The following is a 23,921-nucleotide window of genomic DNA, read 5'->3' on the forward strand; positions in this document are numbered from 1 at the left end:
ACCGTCAGCACGAGCACAACGGATGCCGGGTCCATTGGCGCGCCACGATGGAGCCGGCGTTGAGGTCGAACTCCAGCGTGGCGTTCAGAGCCGACGGCGGATCGTGGTCGGCTTGTTCACCGCGCACCGCGGTGATCACCCGATTGACCTGGTTGAGGGCCAGTGCGGCCGTCGCCAGCAACGTCGCTCGGTCGGCCACTCCGACGGTGCCGCGCAGCTGGGCAGCGATTGCCGGCCACGCGCGGTCCACGTCGCTGCGGTGCAGATCGGCGCAGCGTAGGCAGCTCGTCACGCCCGGGATAACCAGCGGTCCCACCAGGCCGGTGCCATCACGAACCCGAACGAGCAGGTGCGCAATGCCCTCGTTGTGCATATCGCGCACCAAACGTGGATCGGCTACCAGATAGTCGGACAACACCACCAAATCCACCGTGCCGCTGCTGACCGCGGCATGCGGTTGGCTGCTCTGCCCGACCCGCGCCCCCGAGCAGCGCAAGGCCTGCATCAGCAGGTCCGACAACGGTCCGCGACCGTGGATCCGGATCGACGCCGTGCGGCCCGGGCAACCTCGATGCCCGCGGATCGCGACACCGGCGCCGACCAATTGCCTGACGAGGTTCACCACCTCCTCGCCGTCCACCAATCCCTGGCTGACGGCTTGGCGCTGCAGCTCGGTGATCGGTGTCGGCGAGCGCATGGACCGCAACAGCGCGGCCACCGACGAAGCGCTCAGGCCGCCGGGTGGATGCACCAGCACGGCCCGACGCGGATCCCAGCCCACTTGCACTGCACCGTCGGGCCGCAGGAGCACCGGCATCGCCGGATCAAGCGAATACAAGGGGGGAATGGCCCGCGGCATGACCAGAAACTGTGCCACGCCGGGCTCGGCTAGCGGCTCAGTTATCCACAGGGCCGGGGCTGGAGTCTTCCGGGCCGCCGGTCTCGCGGTCGAGTTCGGCGATGGCCTCGTCGATGCCGCTGGTGTCACCGCCGATGACCTGGTCGATGAAAGCGGCCGGGTCGTCCAGATCGTCGACCGCGGGCAGCAGGTCGGGGTGTTGCCACACCGCGTCCCGGGCGTCCACACCGGCGGCCTGGGTCAGGCGCTCCCACAGCGCGCCGGCCTCCCGCAGTTTGCGTGGCCGCAGCTCCAGCCCGACCAGGGTCGCGAACGTCTGTTCGGCGGGACCGCCGCTGGCCCGGCGCCGGCGCAGGGTCTCGCTGAGTGCGGCGGTGCCCGGAATGCGCTCACCGAGTGCATCGGTCACCACGGTCTGGACCCAGCCCTCGATCAGGGCGAGCAGCGTCTCGAGACGCTCGAGCGCCTGGATCTGGGTCGGTGTCGCTTTGGGCTCGAATACTCCCTCGCTCAGCAACCGCTCCATGGCGGCGGGATCGGTCAAGGTGGCCGGATTGAAGTCGCGGGCCAGCTCCTCGATTCCGGTCATGTCGATCTTCATGCCCTTGGCGTAGGCCTCGACAGCGCCCAGCAGTTGCCCGGCGAGCCAGGGAACGTGGCCGAACAGGCGATGATGGGCGGCCTCACGGGCGGCCAGGAAGGTCAGGATCGCGCTGCGCGGCTGCTCCAGGCCGGACGAAAAGTCCTCGACGGCAGCGGGCAGGATTGCGGCCACTCCCTTAGGTCCTAGTGGCAGGCCGATGTCGGTCGATGTCAGCACCTCCTGCGACAACCGGCCGAGTGCCTGACCCAGCTGCGAACCGAACGCTATGCCGCCCATCTGCGACATCACCGTGAGCAGCGGGCCGGCCATGCTCTTGGCCTCCTCCGGCAGCGACGACGCCCAGACCGTCGAGATCTGCTCAGCCATCGGATCGCACAGTCGCTTCCAGACGTCCAAGGTGTTGTCGACCCAGTCGGTCGGGCTCCAGCCCACCGCCCTGGTGGTGCCGGCGGGCAGTGAGGTGGCGCCGTCCAGCCAGGTCTCCGCCAGGTGCACCGCGTCGGCGATCGCGGAGTTGGTCGCCTCCGGGATGGGCGCCGTGAAACCGACCGAGCTGGCGGCCACTTGGCGGGCCAGGGCGTAGTTGACCGGTCCGGAACTCTGACCCGCGGTCATCGCGCTGCCGACACCGCCGAACATCTCGCCCAGGCGGGTGAAGATCTGACCCAGGTCGGCCATGGCGAAATCCCCGCTGAAACCGAACGGGCCCAGTGGGTTAGCGCCCGAGCTGGGGTCGGGTTCGTTCTTCCCGCGCTTGTCGCGGTCGGGGTCGTCTCCGGAGGAGAAACCGAAAGGCAGGTCAGCCATACGGTCAACGGTACCCATCAGGGCAGAAGAAAGCGGCATCCGGCGTCACGCTCGCAGCTGAACCGGCTTCGGCGGGGCCCGTCTAGTCTATGCGGCGTGAACAGGCGGATTTTGACGTTGATGGTCGCGCTGGTGCCGATCGTGGTGTTCGGAGTATTGCTCGCGGTCGTGACGGTGCCATTCGTGTCGCTGGGACCCGGCCCCACGTTCGACACCCTCGGCGAAGTCGACGGCAAACAGGTAGTCGACATCGAAGGCACCCAAACGCATCCGACGTCAGGTCATCTCAACATGACGACGGTGTCCCAGCGCGACGGTCTGAGTCTGGGTGAGGCCATAACACTGTGGCTCTCCGGGCAAGAACAGCTGGTACCCCGCGATCTTGTCTACCCGCCGGGCAAGTCGCGCGAGGAGGTCGACAAGGCCAACAACGCCGATTTCAAGAACTCCGAAGACAGCGCCGAGTACGCGGCCCTGGGTTATCTGAAGTATCCGGAGGCGGTAACCGTCGCCTCGGTCAACGATCCCGGACCGTCGGCGGGCAAGCTGAAAGCCGGTGATGCGATCGACGCGGTCAACGGCACGCCGGTGGCCAATATCGAGCAGTTCACCGGATTGCTCAAGAACACCAAGCCGGGCCAGTCCGTGACCATCGACTTCCGTCGCAAGAATGAGCCGGCCGGTGTCGCGCAGATCACGCTCGGCACCAACAAGGACCGCGACTACGGATTCATGGGGGTGGCGGTGCTGGACGCGCCGTGGGCGCCGTTCGTGGTGGATTTCAACCTCGCCAATGTGGGCGGCCCCTCGGCCGGGTTGATGTTCAGTCTTGCGGTGATCGACAAGCTCACCACGGGTGACCTGGTGGGGTCGACCTTCGTCGCGGGCACCGGCACCATTTCCGTTGACGGCAAGGTTGGCGCCATCGGGGGGATCACGCACAAGATGGCCGCTGCCCGTGCCGCGGGCGCCACGGTGTTTCTGGTGCCGGCGAAAAACTGCTACGAGGCGGCCTCCGACACCCCGCAAGGCCTGCGGCTGGTGAAGGTGGAGACACTCGGCCAGGCGGTGGACGCGTTGCATGCGATGACTGCCGGGGCGCCGACGCCAAGTTGCTAACGCCGGGGGATGCGTACAGTTGTGACCGACTAGACAAATCTCTGGCAGCAGCCAAAACCGAGCAGGGAGCGTAGCTAGTGGCGATGCGGCCGTCCGCACGGATGCCGAAGCTGACTCGGCGTAGCCGGATTCTGATCTTGATCGCGCTGGGTGTCATCGCGGTGCTGCTCGCCGGTCCACGCCTGATCGACGCGTACGTCGATTGGCTGTGGTTCGGCGAGCTGGGTTACCGGTCGGTGTTCACCACGGTGCTGGTCACCCGGATCGTGGTGTTTCTGGCGGGGGGCCTGCTGGTCGGCGGCATCGTCTTTGCCGGGCTGGCGTTGGCCTACCGGACCCGGCCGGTCTTCGTGCCGAGCAACGACAACGACCCGGTGGCGCGTTATCGCGCCGTCGTGCTGGCCCGCCTACGGCTGGTGGGCATCGGGGTACCCGCGGCCATCGGACTGCTGGCCGGCATCGTGGCGCAGGGATACTGGGTTCGGATCCAGCTGTTCTTGCACGGCGGCGACTTCGGAGTCAGGGACCCGCAGTTCGGGAAGGACCTCGGCTTCTACGCTTTCGAGTTGCCGTTCTACCGGCTGGTGCTCAGCTACCTGTTCGTAGCCGTGTTCCTGGCGTTCGTGGCAAACCTGTTGGCCCACTACATCTTTGGTGGTATCCGGCTTTCGGGTCGCACAGGCGCGCTGAGCCGCTCGGCGCGTGTCCAATTGGTCAGCCTGGTCGGGATGCTGGTGCTGCTCAAAGCCGTCGCCTACTGGTTCGACCGCTATGAGCTGCTGTCGCACAGCCGTGGCGGTAAGCCGTTCACCGGTGCCGGGTACACCGATATCAACGCGGTCCTGCCGGCCAAGCTGATCCTGATGGCGATCGCATTGATCTGCGCGGCCGCAGTGTTCTCCGCAATCACCCTGCGGGACTTGCGGATTCCGGCTATCGGTCTGGCCCTGTTGCTGCTGTCGTCAGTGATCGTAGGTGCCGCCTGGCCGATGATCGTCGAGCAGATCAGTGTCAAACCCAATGCCGCGCAGAAGGAGAGCGAATACATCAGCCGCAGTATCACCGCAACTCGGCAAGCCTACGGCCTGACGTCGGACGTGGTGACGTATCGCAACTACACCGGCGAGGGGCAGGCGACCGCGCAGCAGGTCGCCGCCGACCGCGCCACGACCTCCAACATCAGGTTGCTCGACCCCACGATCGTCAGCCCGGCGTTCACCCAGTTCCAGCAGGGTAAGAACTTCTACTACTTCCCCGACCAGTTATCGATCGACCGCTACGTCGACCGTAACGGCAATCTGCGTGACTACGTCGTCGCGGCGCGTGAACTCAACCCCGACCGGCTGATCGACAACCAGCGCGACTGGATCAACCGGCACACCGTGTACACCCACGGCAACGGATTCATCGCCTCGCCAGCCAACACCGTGCGCGGGATCGCCAACGACCCGAACCAGAACGGCGGTTACCCCGAATTCCTGGTCAACGTCGTCGGCGCCAACGGCACCGTGGTGTCCGACGGGCCGGCGCAGCTGGACCAGCCGCGGGTCTACTTCGGACCGGTCATCGCCAACACGTCCGCGGACTACGCGATTGTCGGAAAGACCGGCGCAGACCGGGAATACGACTACGAAACCAGCACGGAGACCAAGAACTACACCTACACCGGCAGCGGCGGTGTCCCGATCGGCGGCTGGATTTCCCGCACCGTGTTCGCCGCGAAGTTCGCCGAGCGAAACTTCTTGTTCTCCAACGTGATTGGCTCCAACAGCAAAATCTTGTTCAACCGGGATCCGGCGCATCGGGTGGAGGCGGTGGCGCCGTGGCTGACCACGGACAGCGCGGTGTACCCGGCGATAGTCAACAAGCGACTGGTGTGGATCATCGACGGCTACACGACCTTGGACAACTACCCGTACTCCGAGCTCACCTCGCTGTCGTCGGCGACGGCCGATTCCACCGAGGTGGCCTTCAACCGGTTGGCGCCCGACAAGAAGGTCTCCTACATCCGCAATTCGGTGAAGGCCACCGTCGACGCCTACGACGGCACGGTCACACTGTACCAGCAGGACGAACAGGACCCGGTGCTGCGGGCCTGGATGCAGGTGTTCCCAGGGACCGTCAAGCCCAAGAGCGACATCACTCCCGAGCTTGCCGAGCATCTGCGCTATCCCGAAGACCTGTTCAAGGTGCAGCGGATGCTACTGGCCAAGTACCACGTCAACGACCCGGTGACATTCTTTTCCACCTCCGACTTCTGGGACGTGCCGCTGGACCCGAACCCGACCGCCAGCAGCTACCAGCCGCCGTATTACATCGTCGCGAAAAACATTGCCAAAGACGACAATTCGGCTGCCTACCAGCTGATCAGCGCGATGAACCGGTTCAAACGCGACTATCTGGCCGCGTACATCAGCGCCAGCTCAGATCCCGCGACGTACGGCAAGATCACCGTGCTGACCATCCCCGGACAGGTCAACGGTCCCAAGCTGGCCAACAACGCGATCACCACCGACCCCGCGGTGTCGCAGGATCTCGGCGTGATCGGACGCGACAACCAGAACCGGATCCGGTGGGGCAACCTGCTCACCTTGCCGGTGGCCCAGGGTGGGCTGCTGTACGTCGAACCCGTCTATGCCTCGCCCGGTGCCAGCGACGCCGCCTCGTCGTACCCGCGGCTGATCCGGGTGGCGATGATGTACAACGACAAGGTCGGATACGGCCCCACCGTGCGTGATGCGCTCAACGGGCTGTTCGGGCCCGGTGCCGGTGATGCCGCCACCGGAATACAGCCGACCGAGGCCGGTGTGCCGGCGAATCCGCCCGCCAACCCGCCGCCGGCCACTGGCCCGGGCGGAACCCCGCCGCCAACCGCGGTGGTACCGCCGCCCCCGGATGGAGCTGCGACCTTGTCGCCGGCCAAAGCCGCTGCGCTGCAGGAGATTCAGGCCGCGATCGGTGCCGCCCGGGACGCGCAGAAGAAAGGTGATTTCGCCGCCTACGGGTCAGCGCTGCAGCGGCTGGACGAGGCCATCACCAAGTTCAACAACGCCAAGTAGGGCTCTAGCGATCACAGGGATCACTGGGATCACTGGGATCACTGGGATCACTGGGATCCCAGTGATCACTGTCCCTTGACGTTCATGATCTGCCGCAGCGAGGTCACGATGTCGACGAGCGGTTCGGCATCGGCCATGACGCGGTCGATGTCCTTGTAGGCCTGTGGGATCTCGTCGATCCACTCTTTACCATGGCGGTATTCGATGCCCACCATCGCCACTGCCAGATCCCGCTCGGTGAACAGTTGCTTCGCCTTGGTCCTGCTGAACCGGCGACCGGCCCCGTGCGGGGCCGACCATAGGCTGTCGTGGTTTCCCTTGCCGCGCACGACATACGAGCGGGTACCCATGGATCCCGGGATGACTCCCAGCTTGCCCTCGGTGGCGTCGATCGCACCCTTGCGAGTCAGCCACACGGTTTCTCCATCGATCCGGGTGGGGGCCGTGTAGTTGTGGTGACAGTTAATGCGTTCGGTCTCCACGCGTTGCGGTTGCACACCCAGCCACGACGCGAAGACGTGGATGAAGCGATCCATCATCTCTGCGCGGTTGAGATAGGCAAAGCGCTGCGCCCACTTCAAATCCCTGATGTAGCAGTCGAACTCGGGTGTTCCCTCGTTGAGGAACGCCAGGTCGCGGTTTGGCAGCTTGGTCAACGGATCGCCCGAGCACTGCTGCAGGGCGATGTTGATGTGCCGTTGGGCGATCTTGTTGCCCACGCCGCGGGAGCCGCTGTGCAGGAACAGCCAGACGGTGTTCGCGAGGTCGACGCAGAGTTCGATGAAATGGTTTCCGCCGCCGAGAGATCCCAACTGCTGCATCCATTTCGGGCTGTGGGAGAGGTCCACATCGAGTTCTGCCTGCAGTTCGAGGAGCTCGTTGTGCTTCTTGGCGGTGAACGGGAACCGTTGCAAGCTCTTGTTGTAGTTCCCCGGTGACAGCGGTATCGCGTCCTCGACCAGGCGCCGCAGCGTAGGCAACTCTTGGGCGTACTCGCCGTCGAATCGGGCTGCCAGGTCGGCCTCGGTGAACCGCGTCTTGGCCGCGACCATGCCGCAGCCGATGTCCACTCCGACGGCCGCGGGGATCACGGCGCCCTTGGTGGGTATGACGGTGCCGACGGCCGAGCCCTTACCAAGGTGCGCGTCGGGCATAAGGGAGACGTGCGGGTGGACGAAGGGCATGGATGCGGTGAGTTTCGCCTGCTCGAGGGTGTTGTCGTCGATTTCGCTGGCAAAGTTGAGTAGCTTCGGCCCGAGGCGTTGGGGCATGGTAACTCCTTCGGACGCGATTATAGTCGGCTGTCGTGAGTGCGGGTGTGGCAACGTTGGGCGTGGATCATGTTGCAGCTGTTGGGTGTTCGCCGCAAGCGCGCTGAGTTGCAGTGCGGTCGCCGACCGTGGTGACTTAGCTTGCACCAGCCACGGCCTGGGATGCTATCTGCCCGAAATGGCCGGGCGCAAAGTATTTTCGGGTGGCTGGTTGGAGACCGGTATGGGTGGCCACGGCTTGGTGGAGGCGCTTGGCGCCTGCAACGACTGGGCGCGGTTGGCGGCGAAGGCGAAGTGACCGGGCAGTGCCGGTGTCGGGCCGGCCGCGTCGCGGGCCGATCTGGTCGATGCGGTCGCCATGGGCGCCTTTCATGGTGACATTGATGCTTATCCGGTGCGGGAGCCGAAGCGCTGTGGCGGACGGCGGCACCAGGACCAGGAGGGAATCTTGGTTGCTTCGGATCGGCGTCGGCTTGTGTCGGCCAGCCGGGACCGCATAGGCGGGCTCGTCTGGTTTGATGTGCGCCGGCGCTGCTGACCCTGCGATTTGGTCCAGAGTCGAAGTGTTCGGTAACCTGGCATTTACCGACGCGGGGTGGAGCAGCTCGGTAGCTCGCTGGGCTCATAACCCAGAGGTCGCAGGTTCGAATCCTGTCCCCGCTACCAGCGGAAATGGCCCCCGGAGACTTCTCCGGGGGCCGTTTTCATGCCCGATGGGAACACTTTTGGGAACTTTCGCAAGGCTAACGGTAACCGGTTGCTCGACGGCCCGGCACCTGTGAAGCGGCGGCAGAACTGGATATCGCGGACCGAGGGAACCTATGTCGGGTGTCCCTAGAGTGCTGCTCCCGGAGGCTGTTGGCCGGTTCAAGGGAGCCTTGCCCAGCTCACAGACAGGCATCGTCGCCACCGCTTAGGCGTGTCCGTTCAAAGTGGCAGCTAGTCGCTGGTTTACTCAATGTAACCGGCCATCGACACGTTTGACATTGCGCTCTGGGGCGAAAGCAAATACATGAAACTCACCCGCATCGAGGTAAAGAATTTCAGGTCGTTCGGGGAGTCGGATATTCGACTGACCGATGGGATGAACGCACTCGTCGGACCTAATAACTGCGGAAAGTCGAATCTGGTGCGAGCCATCCGGATGGCTTTCGACCCAAAGTACCCTTTCGATCCGGCCGTCGATGTTCCGGGACAGAGAAAGTTTGCCTTTCCTAGGACGACTTTGACTTTCGACTGTCGGGGAGCGACGTCCAGTGAGTCGACTCTGCTGCGATACCTTCGCGACTATGAGAAGACCGTTTCAAGGTCTTCAAGCTCGACCTATGCAGAAGACAGCACCGTGCGATTCGTCGTTACGTATCGTGGGGGCCGAGAGAATGTAACCCGCCAGGAGTACTTTTCCGCACGTGGCGGAGGTGACCGCCGCGGCAACCCTGAGTTGAATGAGAAGGCATTGCGTCAATTCCGCAAAGTCATGAGGTTTATTGCTGTCGATAGCGGTCAAAGTATCGAAGAACTCCTCGCTGGAAGATTTCGAGAAATTCTGCATACCGTGCTCAAAGAAGAATTAAAACAGCATCTTCACGATGCGGAACTAGCCCGAAAAGATTACGTCGGAAAACTTGAATCGCAGTTGCTATCTCCGATGCGTGATCGAACCCTTACTATAAGCAAGCGTTTGTTCCCTGAAGTTAAAGATATGTTCTTGACGCCAACCGTGTCAGGTCTGGAAGAAACGCTGTCTAACGTAGAGATCAGGCTCGCTGATTCGGTGGAGACCGAGCTACGAAACAAAGGCACAGGCGTCGCGGGAGCGATACTGGTTGCCCTGCTTCGATACCTGACAGAAGCGAGCAAGCAGTCGATGGTTCTAGCCGTTGAAGAACCCGAGGCCTTCCTTCATCCGGCTGCACAGGAAAGGCTGCGGGAGGACCTCGAAGCGTTAGCAGAAAAGGATAACGTATCACTATTGATAACGACGCATTCCCCCTACATTCTATCTAGGCATCCGAAGGCGCAAGTGGTAGCGATTGAGAAATCGTCAGATGGAATCTCAGCAGTCTGCGGTACGGCTCGGGGGAGCGAACCACACTCGCCAGCATTGAGTGGACTCTTCCGCGACCTGGCAGTGCCTCGGCTGCTTGACCGCTACAACACCATCCCCGCGACTAGCCGAGGCATTCTCCTAGTGGAGGGGGCCTCCGATGAAGCATTTATCAAGATAGCGGCCGACAAGCTAAATTGTAGAGCTACAATCGATGGCGTCCATATATTGCCCAACACTGGAACCGACTCGCTAGTGCTCCAGGCAGTTATATTGCGTGCTGAGACAGATCGACCAATTTGGATTTTACTCGACTCTGATGAGAACGGGAGACACGCACGCGATCTATTGATTAAACGCTTCAAGATGAATCAAAAGGATGTGCTCGAATATGGTCGATTTTTGGGAAGCCAATACCGCGAAGGCGCAGAGGCCGAATGGTTGTTTCCTCCAAAGACGATGGAAGCCTTTGTCAAGAAGTTTGGAGAGGACCTGGTCTTGAAGTCTAAGGCAAAAAAGTTTGGAGACTTTCGATATGATTTTACTCCTGAGGGCAAAGAGGCTTTTCCTGAGTGGTTGCGGAAAACGCGAAGCAGTCAGATGTAGCAGGGTGGCGAGTGGTCTTCGACGCGATCGAGGAAAGGCTTATGGCCTCGGCAAGCTAGGAATCGAGCTGAGCGGTGGGAACTACCTTCCGGGGCGGACCTGGGGCCCTACGATGTGACGCCGCGTGCTCCGCATTTACCAAACATAGCGTGAGCGGGTCATGCTGTCAGTTCCACGCTGCTCTCGCCGAAGTCGGCAACGATTCGAAGATTCCCGCCGAGGGCGGCGACGTACGACTGCAGCGTGCCCAGCTCCGTGTGCGACAGGTCGCCGCTTTCGAGCTTTGACACGCGTGCCTGCGACACCCCCATCAAAGCGGCGACGTCGGCCTGCCGGGCATGTCCATGCGCCTTGCGAATGTCAGCAAGGCGCTGGGCCTGGACGGCGTCGTGCATTTCTTTGCGTGCTGCGTCGGCGCGCGCCGGGTCCAGCCGCCCCTGCGCAACCGCCTCCGCACGAATCTCACGCCAGTTGCGTGCCACGATCATTCACCTCCCTCGTTCGCCAGCCAGTTCTCATATCGCTGATCGGCCACCGGAATGTTCTCCTCGTACCAGCGCTTCCAGTTGCCTGCCTTGTCCCCGCCAAGCAGCAGGATCGCCTGCCGTCGTGGATCGAAGATGAACAGGATCCGAATGCTGGTACCCGCCGGCCGCAGCTCCTTCAAGCTGTGGAACTTCGATCCCTTTACCTTGTCCACCGTCGGCCGGCCTAGCGTTGGTCCTTCCAGCTCGAGCAGGTCGATGGCCCCGGTGACTGCTGCCATCGCTTCGTCGTCGAGCGAGAAGTACCAGGCTTCGACCTCCTCGAGCAGGATCACATCCCAGGACATCGACATTAATATAACTTCAGAGTTATGTACAACTTTCTAAGGCGAAGGAGAGTCACGTCGAGCCCTCGCCGTCCTGCCACGCGTCGCCGAGCAGGAATTCGGCGGCCAGTTCCGCCGCCTCGCGATCGTCGTTGCTCAGCACATGGGCGTAAGTCTCCAGGAAGAATCCGACGTTGGCGTGGCCGATGCGCTCACTGATCACTTTCGGGCTGATGCCAGCCCGCAAACTGGTAACCAGCAATCTTCGAACCGTGCGAATGCCCCGCCGCTGGCAGTGCCCTGTTGAGGCATTCGTCATGGTTGGTGATTGACGTCCTGGGTGGGTTGGGCGGCGTAGCGGTTCCAGTCGCCGCCGGCGTCGTGGACCCAGTGGACTGCGGTGTTGGGGTGGATGCCGAGTAGGTCGGCGATGACGGCGGCGGGTAGTTGGGCGGCGAGGTGGGTGAGTGCGGCGCGGCGGCCGGGTTGAGCTCGGATCCCAAGTTTGCGCAGGCGCTCGCCGAGTCGGGCGGCGGTGAGGGGTCTGCCGGGTTGCAGTCCGGGGAACTGCCAGTTGGTGGTGGGTGGGGTGCCGACTCCTGTGTAGGGGCGGCCATCGCGGACGAGGGCTGTGATGAGCGCGGCAAGCGGTTCGGGGATGTGCAGGTCGTCGGTGCCGAGTCGCAGAAAGACTTGCTGGCCTTGAGTTTTGATCTGGTCGTGGGTGATCGCCACGATCCGGGCCAGCTGCTGGCCATAGAGCAGCAGTAGTGATCCGGCGACCCGGTCGGTGAGTTCGATGGTGTCGTCGTGCAGGAGCCGGGCGATCTGGGCCCATCGTTGGTCGTGGTCGGTGGCCGGGCCCGGGTTGCGTCCGGGGGTGGCGATGGTGATCGGCCCGGTGTGACCGCCAGCGGCGGCCCATTGGAGGAAATCGCGGACGCGGTATCGCGACGGCGGTTGTCCGGCCAGGTAGTTGTCGATGTCGGCTTGGCCGGTGTGGGCCAGGGTGGTTTGGTGGTCGGCGAGCCAGTTCAGCAGATCGACTGCGGGGTTGATGTTGGTGCGGGCGTGATGGGTGTAGGTGCGTGGCCGGTCCCCTCGTGTCGCGGTCACGCGCAGGCGGCGCAGGACCTGCCAGGTGGCGTAGGAGTGGATGAGGCGGCGGTCGCTGTCGCGGGTGATGCTGGTCAGGGTGCGGGTGAGGAGTTGTTCGGTGGCGCTGAGTTGTTCGTCGCGTTGCGGCAGGACGTTGTTGGCGACCAGGACGGCTCGCAGGTATCCGGCGACAGCCGGGCGTGGGTGGGCGTCGAGTGCCTGGTGGGTCGTTTCCACAGCGCCGGAGGCCATTTGGATCAGCAGGGCCGCGCCGGCGCTGTTGCGTAGCCAGTTCAGCGCGGTGCGTGGAGCGCCGGTGGCGGTGATCGCCTGGTAGATCGGTTGCAGGTCGGGCCGGATGTGGCCGTCGGGGCCCGACAATGCGGCTGCGGTTCTGCGCTTGAGTGCGCACGGTGCGCACCTGCGGCGTTCGTAGGCTTTGTCCTCGATCCCGCAGTCGGTGCAGGTGTGGCTGACCGGGACGCCGGCGCAGTCGGCGCAGATGGTGGCGTTCGGGCCGGGCGGGTGGACAAGGCGCCGTCGGGTATGGCAGGTGGCGCAGGTGCCGCGGCGGCGCAGTGCGGCGGTGTAGCAGGGGTCGCAGACCGGTCCCTCGGGCCAGCGGGCCGTCGGTGGACGCTGGGCGCCGCAGTGCGCGCACGTCGCGGTCGCCCGAGGCGCGCACCCGGCGCAGATCGGGTTCGGGCCCGAGGCGAACGCGCAGGGTCGCCGCCGCCCGCAGCGGCTGCAGAGGGCCTCATGGCCTCGGAAGCAGGAATCGCAGATATCAGGTTGGCCGTCGCGGGCGCGGCGGGCGATGCGTCGGGTCCGTCCGCATTTGCCGCAGACTCGTTGCGGCCGATCAGCGCACCGCGCGCAGACCGGCTGGCCCTGCCCGTCGCGGCTGGCGACGGGTTTGACTACACCACAGCGCACGCACGCGGTCGCCAATTGGCGGCGTCGGCAGCGAGCGCACACGCCCCCGGCCGACGAACGGGTCAATGGCTTGCCGGTGCGAGCGCAACGGGCGCAGACCGGATCGGGCAGGTCCACCCCGCGTGCCCGCAGTTCGGCGACCAGGCGGCTCACCACCGGCGGTGCGCCGACGGTGAGCGCATCGGCATCGGCGGCCAGGGCGGCGGCCAAGGAGCGGATGACCGCCGGATGGCCGGCCACCGCCTCCAGCGCAGCGCTGAGCACACCAATCGGGATACCCGGTACCGCCGCCGCGACGGCGGTGCTGATCCGCCCGCGCCCACAACCGCTGCACAACCGCCCCCTGGCACAGTCCGGGCATCGGGTCTGGTTGGCCGGCATAGGCTTTCAGCCTCCGGTGTCGGGCAGCACCCGGGCCCGGGTCGGGCGCTTCGGCGCGGCGGGCCCGGCCGAGTCCCCTCGGGTCGGCCGGGAACGGGCGACCCGATAGGGCTCGATGAGATCGGCCGGGGTGCACGACAAGATGTCGCACAACGCCGCCAACGTGGTCAACGACAACCGTTCGGGGACCCCGGCCACCAGCCGGTAGACCTGCTCCCTGGACAGCACCACCCCCCGTTCCGCGAGCAGCGGCACCAGATCCGTGGTCGCAAACATCCCGGCCGCGGCCATCTTGGTCCGCAGATGCCAGTGATACCCCACCGCAATCCTCACCCTGGTGATAATTCCGCACCGAACGCGGCATCCAACGCCGCACGCAACATCCGGTTCTTGGCGTCGGCGCCGACCTGGGTGTACACCGCCGTCGTAGACGCCCAAGAATGCCCGACCTGCTGCTGGACGAACAACGGGTCGACCCCGTCCTCGATCAGGTGGGAGACATAGGAATGACGCAGGCAGTGGACCGACAACTCGGTGGGCAGACCAGCCGCCGCCCGCCATCGGGCGAACCGGTCATCGACCTGCCGCGGCGAAATCCGCCCGCCCCGTTCGGTCAACCACAGCGCCGGATGCGCCGCCGCGGCGTACCGCGGCCGCACCAGCGTCAGGTACTGCTCCAACGCCTCGAGTGCCCACGGCATTACCGCGGCCACCGACCGACGTCGCGGCGGGGAACCGCGCATCGCCTTGCCGAACCGCACCTGGCACACTCCCAACCCGCCTAACTGCGGAGCAGCCGGGTTCGCCGTAAAGTCGGCCACGTCCAGCATCGCGACCTCGCGGCGCCGCAATCCGAACCCATAGCAGACCTTGAACAGCGCGGCGTCGCGGAACGCGGCCAACCATCCCTTGCGACCCGACGTGACGGCCTGTTCGGCCCAGTCGTCGGCAGCGTCGAAGAACGCCTGCAGCTCCGCCCGGGTCAACGGCCGCCGGGCCGGACGCCCCTCGTACTCGCACACGTGCCGGGCGGTGTTCCACTCATGACAGATCTGCGCCGGCCGGGCACCCACCCGCTGCTCGCACTCGACGACCCAGCCATACCTGTTGTCGCACACATACTCCAGGAACACCGCGACCGCGCCTTGATAGCTGCGTACCGTGGAATGCGCCCACCCGCCGGTGGCGATCCAGGACTCCAACTGCCCCGCCGTCCAGGACCACGGCCAGCCGCCGGTGAACTCGACGAACCGGCGCACCGTGCGTTCGCGCGAACCGATGATCGACTCGCCCAACCGCCGGGCCCGCTGCTGTGACCGCCACCCGTCCAGCATCGCCTCGAACAACGCCGGCTCCGGACGCACTGGGGTGCAACCGGTTACCAGCGTCAACGCAGCCGAACCGGCCACCCCAGCACCCGCCACCAAACCCTCCGGCCATATATGGCATCAGACACCACAATCAGGCATCAAACGCAACCAAATCAGATGCCTCATCGTGGCATTAGATGCCACCCGACGATCACATCCCAGTTCAGATGGCGTGTCGCCCACACGGTCAGACAGCGCTGCGGAACGCTCCAAAACTGAAATCCCTTAACGGATCCCAATCACCAACCACCCCGAATGATGCATTAGATGCAATTTCGCGCACTTGCGCGCCGGTGGCGTAGGAGTGGCGCAGGTCGTGGAAGGTGATGCGCGATATACCCGCCGCGGCCGCCAGTCTGTCGAAGCGCTGGCGGATCGTGTCGGGATGTGGCGGCCGGCCGTCCTGGTAGGTGAACAGGTAGTCGCCGGGGTGGTAGGCGTCGCCGAAGAATTCGCGTTCGCTGTCTTGGAGCTGGCGCCAATGGCGTAGCGCCGCCACGGTGGCGCGGTCGATGGAAATTGTCTGGTCGGCGTTACGGGTCTTGCCACCGGCTTTGTCGAGCGCCCGGCCACCGACCACCACGCGATTGTCGTGCACGGTGATCTGGCCAGCGTCCAGGTCGACGTCGGACCATTTCAGACCGCACACCTGGCCGCGTCGAATGCCGGTGGTGAGTTCCAGCAAGAACAGCGCCGCGAACCGGTCGTCGCGGATTGAGGTGAGAAAGGTCCGGATCTCCTCGGGCTTCCACACCGCGCGGCGGGTTCGCGGCCGGCGCGGTGGCTTGACGTTGCTGGCCGGGTTGTCGGTGATGTATTTCCACGCCACGGCGTCGACGAGTGCTCGGTGCAGGAAGGCATGGACGTTGCGGACGGTCTTCGGCGCCAGACCCGGCGAAACCGGTCTAGGCACAATGCCTACCCGGTAACGCCGCACCGCGGTGCGGGCCGCGTGGATCGTGGTATTGCACGCTTCTGACAGCTGCCGTGGTGTGGGCGGGTTACCGGCGGTGGTGTGCTCTGACCAGTAGGCGTGCATCACGGAGTCGTTGTCGCGCTTAACGCGGCCCTCTGTGAGCAGTTTGGCGTAGAGCCTGAGCAGTTGGGGTTCGTCGAGTCGTTGCAGACGCTCGGCGCCGATGTGAGGGATGACGTAAGTGCGTGCGTAGTCGCTCCAGCTGCGCCATGTCGTGGCATCGAGTGCGGGTTCTACCGCGGCGAGCCACTCGGTGAGGAACTGCGCAACGGTGCGGGTCGACGGCTTGACGACTCGGCCGCGGTCGGCGTCGCGCATGGCGTCTCGGCAGGCTTTCCAGGCCTCGCGCTCGGTGTCGAACCCTCCTTTGGTGATCCAGGGATACCGCCCGGTCGACGGGTCACGCTCGGGGAGTCGAAACTTGTAATACCACACCGAACCGCGCTGAAGCACCGTGCCTTTCACGATGCGACCAATTCGCGTAGGCCGTCGGTTACAACGTAGATGCGGCCGCCGAGCCGACGGACGGGCAGCTCGCCGGAGGCCACTAACCGATAGGCTGCGGCCCGACTTATTCCCAGTAGCTGCGCTGCGCGGGGTACCGCGAGCAGTAGGGGAAGATCACTGAACACGTTGCTCTCCAAGATAATTCACCACCTTTCCACAATGTTGGACGGATTGTTCTTCGGATGACCGGCCCCTGTGGACTTGCGGGCTGCACTGTGGACAAAACCGCGCTGCTTCTGCTCCGTCGGGCTCGGTGACCGTGATGGTGCGAGAATGCGCGTCCTCGCACTCACCACACCACGGCACATTGGTAATGGGCGGGTCAGGTGGCTGTCGGAGATCAGCGAGACGTCGGGCCAGCACCCGAACTGGATCACGCGCCCCGTTCAGGTTCCGGATCAGAAGGTCGGTGAGATCAGCGGCCAGCCAGCCGCGCTCCAGGGCAGACTCGATGGCCGGTCGAAGACTGCGCGCGTCGTGGGTCCCGAGTTTCCACGCTCTGGTCACGGACTCCAGGACCGTTATCGCGGCGTCGCCCGGTTCGGATGGTGATTCGGTTGATGGGTTCAAGGGGTCCCGCTGTGGGACCCTCGGGGGGTGCCGCTTTGACACCGTCCCCGTCTCAGTGCGAGACGGCCCCCGTCCCGCTGCGGGACGGGGAGGTCCCGGATCGGGACCAGTTAAAAGGTGCGGCGCGCGAGGATGATTCAGGTAGTAACGGGTTGAACGGCGGGCCCCGGAGTCGTGAAATTGCGGACGCCGGCTCATGAACCCGCGCGTCTCCAGATGGCTCAGCGCACGCAAGATCGTGCTTCTGCCGGCACCGGATTCGGCCATGAGTGTGCGAATGGAGGGGTAGCACGAGAAGTTTTCGTCCGCCTTGTTTGCCAGCAGGACGAGAATGAACTTCGCGACCGGATGCGCGATGTCCAAGTCTTTCGCCCAAGCGAGCGCTTCCCAGCTCATTCTGAAGCGCTGATCGCGGACTGCCCGCCGGCAGCCGTCTCGGCAAGCCGCGCCTCACGGCGATCCGTCTCGCGTCGTTTCATGTCTAGAACGGTAAGCCGCTTAATGGCGCTATACGACGGTCAGGTGAATAAATTTTGTCGAATGTCGCTGCGACACACCCGATTACCGCTAAGTACCGGAACACAGTGAAACAACGTGAAATCGGCTGCTTCACAACGGCATCACTCGGGCGGGGCGGCGGCTGAGCCCGGGGGTCATCGTGGATGACTTCCTTCCTCTGCTTGACTCTGCGAATTTCGCATCGGCCGCAAAGGCTCGGAATGGGTTGGATGGCTCCGCCTTAGCCATCGATGAGTCGTGCCCGCCTGAGCGAGTCGAGCAAGCGCTGAGCGGCGCGCAGCGTCGGGGCATGCGCGGCGGCGTTCAACCGTCCTGAGTCCGCTTCAGCGGCCAACGACTCCAAAACAGTGCGGCACGCGCGGGGTGACTTCAGCACGATCTGAGCGGCCTCGGCTGGACTGGAATGGACCTCCTGTGTCTCGATCCGGACGCGTTCCACGATCCGCTCGATGGGTTTCTCGACCACCTCAACCCGCACCGAAACCGCGCCGTTCTTGGCGGCACGGCGCTCCTCGTAGGCCGCTCGCCGGCATTGTTGGGAGCACCAGATCGAGGGACGTCCGGGCTTGGGTGGCCAGGTGCTACTAGGCATCTCCGCGCTACATCGCGGGCATCGTTTCGCTGGCATGAAGTTGATGCTAAGGGATACCTCATTAGTTAGATACGGACGAAATTACGTTATCGTTTCGTGACCTGAGTGCAAGAGGTGTGATGTCCGGGGAAGTGGTGGAGTTAGGGTGACCTAAGTGTCGACGGGCGACTGTGCTTGCCGCTGGCAGGTTGCCGTGATCGAGGGAGAACATACAGCCGATGAATGATCGGCAAGAATTGGGGCGGTGTCGGTAACGTTTGTCACGCCATGAGTAATGAGGACGGTGCCAGCGTTCTCCCCGCGGAGACGCGTGCCCGCGTGCGTATCGACCAGCAACTGACCCAAGCGGGCTGGAAGGTCCAGGACAAAAAGGATCTCAATCTGTTCGCGGGACAGGGCATCGCTGTGCGGGAGGTCGTGATGAAGCCCGGGCACGGCCGGGTCGACTACCTGCTGTACGTGGAGAAGGCCGTGGTCGGCGTCATCGAGGCCAAACCAGTGGGTACGCCCCTGTCAGGCGTTGAGTGGCAGTCGGCCATGTATGCCGACGGGCTTCCGGCCGATGTGCGCCTCGCCGCCAAGGCCCGGGACGGCCGGCTGCCGTTCGTGTTCGAGGCATCGGGGGTGGAGACGCACTTCACCAACGGCTTCGATCCCGAGCCGCGGGCGCGTCTCATCTTCAACTTTCCCAAGCCGGCAACGTTGGCTCGCATTCTGCGTGATGCCGATGCCGCGCCGGAGCGCCCGACGTGGCGTGCCAAGGTCCGAAATCTCCCGTCCCTGGATGCAGACCCGCTGCGCCCAGCGCAGGTCGAAGCAATCAATGGAGTCGAGAAGAGCCTTGCCGCGCAGCACTTCGACCGATCATTGGTGCAGATGGCGACCGGGGCCGGCAAGACGTACACCGCGGTCACCGAGTCGTACCGGCTGCTCAAACACGGTGGCTTCAACAGGATTCTTTTCCTGGTCGACCGCAACAACCTGGCCGATCAGACGCTGGCGGAGCTCCAGAATTACCGCACGCCAGACGACGGTCGTCGCTTCACCGAGCTGTACAACGTGACCAAGCTGTCTAGCGCTGGGCTACTCGGGTCGAGCAAGATCGCGATCTCGACGATCCAGAGGGTCTACAAGTTCCTCAACGACGGTGAAGTCAGCGACGCCGACGACCCCAACCTCGATGACTTCACCCCCGATGCCCCGGTCACCGTGTCGTACTGCGAGGCACTTCCCCCGGAAACCTTTGATCTGGTCATCGTCGACGAGGCCCACCGAAGTATCTACGGGGTCTGGCGCGGCGTCCTTGAGTATTTCGACGCCCACGTCATCGGATTGACCGCCACGCCGGGCAAGCAGACCTTCGGGTTCTTCCGCCAGAATCTCGTCTCCGAATACACCTATCCCGAGTCCGTCGCTGACGGCGTCAACGTGGACTTCGACATCTACCGCATCCGCACCCAGATCAGCGAAGAGGGTTCTCGGATCGAAGCCGGGACGATCGTGCCGAAAGTCGATCGCCGTACGCGGCAGCAGAGACTCGAAATCCTCGATGAGGATCTGGATTACAGTGCCGCGCTCCTTGACCGCGCTGTGACCGCAACTGATCAGATCCGTACCGTTCTGGAAACTTTCCGCGACCGGCTGTTCACCGAGATCTTCCCGGGACGCTCCACCGTGCCGAAGACCTTGATCTTCGCCAAAGACGATAACCATGCAGAGGAGATCGTCACGCAGGTCCGCAAGGTGTTCGGCAAGGGCAACGACTTCGCCGCAAAGATCACCTACAACGTCCGCAACGCCAAAGAACAGCTCCAGGCTTTGCGGACGAGCCCGTCGCTGCGTATCGCGGTGACCGTCGACATGATCGCCACCGGAACCGACGTCAAACCGCTGGAGTGCGTGTTCTTTATGCGTGATGTGCGCTCCGCCCAGTACTTCGAGCAGATGAAGGGCCGTGGCGCGCGCACGATCACTTCGGCCGACTTCCAGGCGGTGACGCCAGACGCGGAAAACAAGACTCGGTTCGTCATTGTCGATGCGATCGGCGTGACCGAGCACCCCTTCGTAGAGCCACCGCTGAATCGGCAGAAGTCGGTCAGCCTCAAGAAGCTCCTGGACAAGGCTGCCGCCCTCACGCTTACCGAGGACGAAGCGGCAACTCTGGCGTCACGGCTGGCGAAACTCGAACTTGCGCTTACCGATGAGGAACGGCAGGAACTCGACGAGGTCGCCGGCCAACCTGTCCGCGACATCGTCAGGGCGCTCGTGGACGCTGTTGATCCGGCTACTGGATCGGCCGACGCGATCGAGCGGGCCATCGAGCCGATCGCGGCCAACCCTGAGCTGCGCAACCGCATACTCGAACTCCGCGCCGCCCATGATCGGGTTATCGACGAGGTCAGCAGCGACGAACTCGTCGAAGCCGGGGGAGTGGTCGATACGGATCGCGCCCGGTCGATCGTGGAGTCGTGGCGGGCCTATCTTGATGAGCATCGCGACGAAATCACCGCGATTCAGGTTGCTTATGAGGCCGGGGAGCATCGAATCGACTTTGCCTATATCCAGGGGCTCGCTGCCCGCATCGCTCGGCCGCCGCACAACTGGACGCCCGACATCATCTGGAACGCCTACGCCGCGATCGACGCGCCCAAGGTGCGGAACTGTGCCACGCACACCCTCACTGATCTCGTGCCACTGATCCGGTACACCATCGGCGCCGACGACGAACTCGTTCCCTACGCCGAGCGGGTGAACGAGAAGTACGCGGCTTGGTTGACGCAGCAGGAACAGGCTGGTGTGGTGTTCAACGACACCGAGCGCTGGTGGCTGGACCGCATGGTGTCGGTGATCGCCAACTCCGCCGGGATCCGCGCGGAAGACCTGGACGACGCGCCGTTCATCGAGCGTGGGGGAACCGATGGGGCGCTGCGGGATTTGGGGGATAGGGCCGGCGATCTTGTTGAAGAGTTGAATGCGGAGCTGACCGCATGAACTGGCAGGTCCGGCAGCTCGGTGAGATTGCGGAGACAGCCTTGGGCAAGATGCTCGACAAGGGGAAACAGAAGGGCCTGCCGCAGGTCCCTTATCTCCGCAACGTCAATGTTCAGTGGGGGCGTGTGGACACTGACGATTTGTTGACGATGGAACTTGCCGACGACGAACGAGAGCGTTTCGGTGTCAGCGCAGGTGACCTGCTTGTCTGCGAGGGCGGCGAGATTGGGCGCAGCGCCATTTGGCACGGTCAGGCCGATTACATTGCATACCAGAAGGCGTTGCATCGGATCCGACCCGGTAAGTCACTTGACGTCCGGTTTCTCCGTTACCTGCTGGAACACTATTCCCTCAACGGCACGCTCGCCGGGCTCGCCACCGGATCCACCATCGCCCACCTGCCCCAGCAGCAGCTTAGGCGGGTCCCGGTGCCTGTACCGCCACTTAATGAACAGTGTCGCATCGTCGATCTCATCGAAGACCACCTCTCTCGTCTCGAAGCAGGCCAGAGGTGGCTTTCGGTTGGAGAGCGCAAGCTTGAAGCGTTTTGGCTAGCTGCGCTGTCAGCCTCTAGGCGGGCTCTTGTCGGTGCACAGTTTAGGACGATTGGAGACGTTGCTGAGACGACGCTCGGCAAGATGCTCGACGCGAAGAGGCAGGTCGGCAGCCCCACTCCGTACCTCCGAAACATCAATGTGCGGTGGGGCGAGTTTGACCTGTCCGATGTCCAGCTCACGCCGCTCACTGACAGCGAAGTGCAGCGGTTCGACGTGCGACCAGGCGACGTGATGGCTTGCGAGGGCGGGGAGCCAGGTCGATGCGCTGTGTGGTGCCGCCCAGTGGGTGAGGTCGCGTTCCAGAAAGCGCTTCATCGCATCAGGGTGCGGAACCCTGGCGAAGTGCTCACAAGTTTCCTGGCGCTCATGCTGGAAGAAGCCATTCGATCAGGCCGCTGCAACCGCATGTTCACAGGGACGACCATAAAGCACCTGCCACAAGAGAAGCTTCGGGTGATCGAGATACCGGTCCCGGCGCTGCACACCCAGCGGCAAGCTGTGGACTGTCTTGCCGAACTCGTTGGAGCACAAGAGCGGCTTCGCGCCGCGCTTGCGAATGCCGCGGCGCGCATAGCTGCGATGCGTAGCTCTCTCCTGACCGCAGCCTTCTCCGGACGTTTGATCGCAGCCAAGTCCAGCTTGCCGTCAGCCGAGGAGCTCCACGCATGAGCCGTAAGCAAATCAAGCTGTTTCTCGTCCACGACACACCGAGCGGATTGACGACGGCTGAGATCACAAACTGGACGGGCGATGTTCTGTCGGCGAGTCGCTACGACCTGGCAAAACTCGTTAACCACGACGAGGCCCAGTGCACCGCAAGGCAAGTGCAGCGATGTGTCGGAGGGCACTGCGATTATCAGTGAAGCGTTATCGCTGGTGAGGGCAGAATTGTTCAAAACGTCGTGCTCTCAATCGTGGCGACGACTTACCAGAACATGGACCTAAGGAGGTACTTCCGATGATCAGGGAGATCGAACTCCGTCTCGTTGACGCGCCAGCCCCTAGTGGCGAGGTTACGGTGAAGGACCTCGCTGCCATTGCGACTGCCCTCCAGGAACTGACGACTCGAATCAGCCGCGACGTCATCAATATGCCCGGGCCCGGGCGCACAAAGCAGTTCATGGAGGAGCTCTCGCAACTGCGGCTTCATGCGGTTGAGCGTGGCAGCACCGTGCTCCGATTCAGCAAGGGCCCGACCGACAAACTCGACGTCGACCTGCCCGAACAAGCCGTAGCCGATGACCGCTTTTGGGAAATTGTGCGGGCCATGGGCGAGGATCGTCGCCCCGATTGGGCGACGGATCTCATCGCGGAAAGTGTCGGCAAGCTGGTCAACGCCATTCAAGCCGCGGCGCCGACGGTAATTCTCGGTGCCCCTTCGGGGCCCGACGTACGGATTGTCTCGTCGGCGGTGCACGTCGAAACGTGGACATCCACACGCGTTCACCGGGGAGGCATCATGACTGCCACCGGCCGACTGGAGAAAGTTGATCTACGATCACACGAGTTTCGTGTCCGCGACGACGTCGATCAAACCGTGGACCTCAAGCATGTCCAAAGCGATACCACCGCAGCACAACTGGTTGGCCAGTGGGTCGTTGCTCGGGGTGAGGCCGTGCTGCATGAATCGGGTCGGCTCGTCGTGCTGGACAATGCCAGCATCTCGCGTGTTGACGATCCGGCGGCCGAGCACATGGACCGCAGCGTTACGACCCTCGACGAGATCCTGGCCAGCGCCCCCGGACCAGACATCGACGGCGGGATCGACCTTACTGATGACGAATTTCAGGCATTTCTTGAGGCGGCGCGTTCGTGAATCAGGTAGCGGCGACGGTGGTCGATACCGACGTCTTCAGCCTGATGTACCTACGCCGGGCTAACAATGATTCGCGTGTCGCTGGTTGGCGCGAATACCTGACCGGTCGGCGTGTGCTCATTTCATTTCAGACCAGAGCTGAGGTGCTTGTGGGCGCGCGAAGCGCCCAGTGGGGTGGTCGACGGATGGCCGAAACGATCGAGATCCTTGACCGTACGCCCACGATCCGTCCTGATAACGAAGTGGTGGACGCGTATGCAGAGCTAGCTGCCGAGTGCCGCAGGATCGGACATGGCCTACAGGCCAGAGAGCACACCGGCGATCGGTGGGTAGCTGCCTGCGCCATCGCCAAGCGGCTTGATCTATTGGCCGGAGACGCGATCTACCAGGGCGCGCCAAACCTCGTCGTGCATAGCTGACCAGAA

General features: G+C 63.7%; 20 protein-coding genes, 1 tRNA gene and 2 pseudogenes. 10 read left to right on the forward strand and 13 right to left on the reverse strand.

Annotated features, from left to right (window positions below):
* Nucleotides 1-4: 4 nt before the first annotated feature.
* Both MKAN_RS20785 and MKAN_RS20790 read right to left on the reverse strand, forming a co-directional pair.
* Complete coding sequence (locus MKAN_RS20785) at nt 5-859, reverse strand: TOMM precursor leader peptide-binding protein (RefSeq protein ID WP_036391755.1); 855 nt, start codon at nt 857-859, stop codon at nt 5-7.
* Between the two features lie 37 nt (nt 860-896).
* Entirely contained in the window at nt 897-2,288 is a 1,392-nt protein-coding gene (locus MKAN_RS20790) for a zinc-dependent metalloprotease (RefSeq protein WP_023371768.1), read from the reverse strand.
* A 78-nt stretch (nt 2,289-2,366) separates the two neighbouring features.
* Here MKAN_RS20790 and MKAN_RS20795 point away from each other — a divergent pair, with 78 nt between their 5' ends.
* Both MKAN_RS20795 and MKAN_RS20800 read left to right on the forward strand, forming a co-directional pair.
* Nucleotides 2,367-3,389, forward strand: coding sequence for a YlbL family protein (locus MKAN_RS20795; protein ID WP_023371770.1), 1,023 nt, complete (start codon nt 2,367-2,369; stop codon nt 3,387-3,389).
* A gap of 77 nt (nt 3,390-3,466) precedes the next feature.
* The gene (locus MKAN_RS20800; protein WP_023371773.1) at nt 3,467-6,448 is read left to right on the forward strand and encodes a UPF0182 family protein; all 2,982 of its coding nucleotides are present in this window, start codon (nt 3,467-3,469) and stop codon (nt 6,446-6,448) included.
* Between the two features lie 65 nt (nt 6,449-6,513).
* Here the strand turns inward: MKAN_RS20800 and MKAN_RS20805 are convergent, their stop codons facing one another.
* Entirely contained in the window at nt 6,514-7,719 is a 1,206-nt protein-coding gene (locus MKAN_RS20805; protein ID WP_023371775.1) for an RtcB family protein, read from the reverse strand.
* A gap of 589 nt (nt 7,720-8,308) precedes the next feature.
* On the opposite strand from MKAN_RS20805, the gene MKAN_RS20815 reads away from it, so the two are divergent.
* Both MKAN_RS20815 and MKAN_RS29915 read left to right on the forward strand, forming a co-directional pair.
* Nucleotides 8,309-8,385: transfer RNA gene (locus MKAN_RS20815), tRNA-Met, on the forward strand.
* A gap of 346 nt (nt 8,386-8,731) precedes the next feature.
* Nucleotides 8,732-10,372, forward strand: a complete 1,641-nt coding sequence (locus MKAN_RS29915) for an ATP-dependent nuclease (RefSeq protein WP_080674111.1) — start codon at nt 8,732-8,734, stop codon at nt 10,370-10,372.
* Nucleotides 10,373-10,530: 158 nt separating this feature from the next.
* Here the strand turns inward: MKAN_RS29915 and MKAN_RS20830 are convergent, their stop codons facing one another.
* The 10 genes from MKAN_RS20830 to MKAN_RS20875 form a co-directional block, all read right to left on the reverse strand.
* Nucleotides 10,531-10,860, reverse strand: a complete 330-nt coding sequence (locus MKAN_RS20830) for an XRE family transcriptional regulator (protein WP_023371783.1) — start codon at nt 10,858-10,860, stop codon at nt 10,531-10,533.
* Entirely contained in the window at nt 10,857-11,204 is a 348-nt protein-coding gene (locus tag MKAN_RS20835; RefSeq protein WP_036391761.1) for a type II toxin-antitoxin system RelE/ParE family toxin, read from the reverse strand. Before MKAN_RS20835 ends, MKAN_RS20830 begins: the two co-directional genes overlap by 4 nt.
* A 52-nt stretch (nt 11,205-11,256) precedes the next feature.
* On the reverse strand, nt 11,257-11,445 hold the full coding sequence (locus MKAN_RS20840; protein ID WP_023371787.1) for a hypothetical protein: 189 nt from the start codon (nt 11,443-11,445) through the stop codon (nt 11,257-11,259).
* Nucleotides 11,446-11,498: 53 nt separating this feature from the next.
* Entirely contained in the window at nt 11,499-13,598 is a 2,100-nt protein-coding gene (locus tag MKAN_RS28905) for a site-specific integrase (protein ID WP_023371789.1), read from the reverse strand.
* 6 nt (nt 13,599-13,604) lie between these two features.
* Entirely contained in the window at nt 13,605-13,889 is a 285-nt protein-coding gene (locus tag MKAN_RS20850; protein WP_042313875.1) for a helix-turn-helix domain-containing protein, read from the reverse strand.
* Nucleotides 13,890-13,927: 38 nt separating this feature from the next.
* The gene (locus MKAN_RS20855; protein WP_023371793.1) at nt 13,928-15,007 is read right to left on the reverse strand and encodes a tyrosine-type recombinase/integrase; all 1,080 of its coding nucleotides are present in this window, start codon (nt 15,005-15,007) and stop codon (nt 13,928-13,930) included.
* Nucleotides 15,008-15,155: 148 nt separating this feature from the next.
* Nucleotides 15,156-16,409 (reverse strand): site-specific integrase, encoded by a 1,254-nt coding sequence (locus tag MKAN_RS20860; RefSeq protein ID WP_023371795.1) that lies wholly within the window; start codon nt 16,407-16,409, stop codon nt 15,156-15,158.
* On the reverse strand, nt 16,406-16,576 hold the full coding sequence (locus tag MKAN_RS32805; protein ID WP_225722796.1) for a helix-turn-helix domain-containing protein: 171 nt from the start codon (nt 16,574-16,576) through the stop codon (nt 16,406-16,408). The genes MKAN_RS20860 and MKAN_RS32805 overlap by 4 nt, the downstream gene beginning before the upstream one ends.
* Nucleotides 16,566-17,417 (reverse strand): helix-turn-helix domain-containing protein, encoded by an 852-nt coding sequence (locus MKAN_RS29920; RefSeq protein WP_080674112.1) that lies wholly within the window; start codon nt 17,415-17,417, stop codon nt 16,566-16,568. Before MKAN_RS29920 ends, MKAN_RS32805 begins: the two co-directional genes overlap by 11 nt.
* Before the next feature lie 343 nt (nt 17,418-17,760).
* On the reverse strand, nt 17,761-18,132 hold the full coding sequence (locus MKAN_RS20875) for a hypothetical protein (protein ID WP_129111637.1): 372 nt from the start codon (nt 18,130-18,132) through the stop codon (nt 17,761-17,763).
* 267 nt (nt 18,133-18,399) lie between these two features.
* Here MKAN_RS20875 and MKAN_RS20880 point away from each other — a divergent pair, with 267 nt between their 5' ends.
* The 6 genes and pseudogenes from MKAN_RS20880 (at nt 18,400) to MKAN_RS20905 (ending at nt 23,915) form a co-directional block, all read left to right on the forward strand.
* Nucleotides 18,400-21,123 carry a type I restriction endonuclease subunit R gene (locus tag MKAN_RS20880; RefSeq protein WP_036391769.1) on the forward strand — a complete coding sequence of 908 codons (2,724 nt, stop codon included), beginning with the start codon at nt 18,400-18,402 and terminating at the stop codon, nt 21,121-21,123.
* Nucleotides 21,120-22,349 (forward strand): restriction endonuclease subunit S, encoded by a 1,230-nt coding sequence (locus MKAN_RS28910; protein ID WP_023371801.1) that lies wholly within the window; start codon nt 21,120-21,122, stop codon nt 22,347-22,349. Before MKAN_RS20880 ends, MKAN_RS28910 begins: the two co-directional genes overlap by 4 nt.
* Nucleotides 22,346-22,543: a hypothetical protein gene (locus MKAN_RS20895; protein ID WP_036448075.1), complete on the forward strand. Its 198-nt coding sequence runs from the start codon at nt 22,346-22,348 to the stop codon at nt 22,541-22,543. Before MKAN_RS28910 ends, MKAN_RS20895 begins: the two co-directional genes overlap by 4 nt.
* A gap of 95 nt (nt 22,544-22,638) precedes the next feature.
* Nucleotides 22,639-22,821 (forward strand): annotated as a pseudogene (locus MKAN_RS32175) (hypothetical protein); the annotation flags it as partial.
* A 585-nt stretch (nt 22,822-23,406) separates the two neighbouring features.
* Nucleotides 23,407-23,496: pseudogene (locus MKAN_RS32180) on the forward strand (hypothetical protein); the annotation flags it as partial.
* On the forward strand, nt 23,493-23,915 hold the full coding sequence (locus tag MKAN_RS20905) for a PIN domain-containing protein (protein WP_023371805.1): 423 nt from the start codon (nt 23,493-23,495) through the stop codon (nt 23,913-23,915). The pseudogene MKAN_RS32180 and the gene MKAN_RS20905, both read left to right, overlap by 4 nt.
* The last annotated feature ends 6 nt before the right edge of the window (nt 23,916-23,921 follow it).

The organism is Mycobacterium kansasii ATCC 12478, from assembly GCF_000157895.3.
Taxonomy (GTDB): domain Bacteria; phylum Actinomycetota; class Actinomycetes; order Mycobacteriales; family Mycobacteriaceae; genus Mycobacterium; species Mycobacterium kansasii.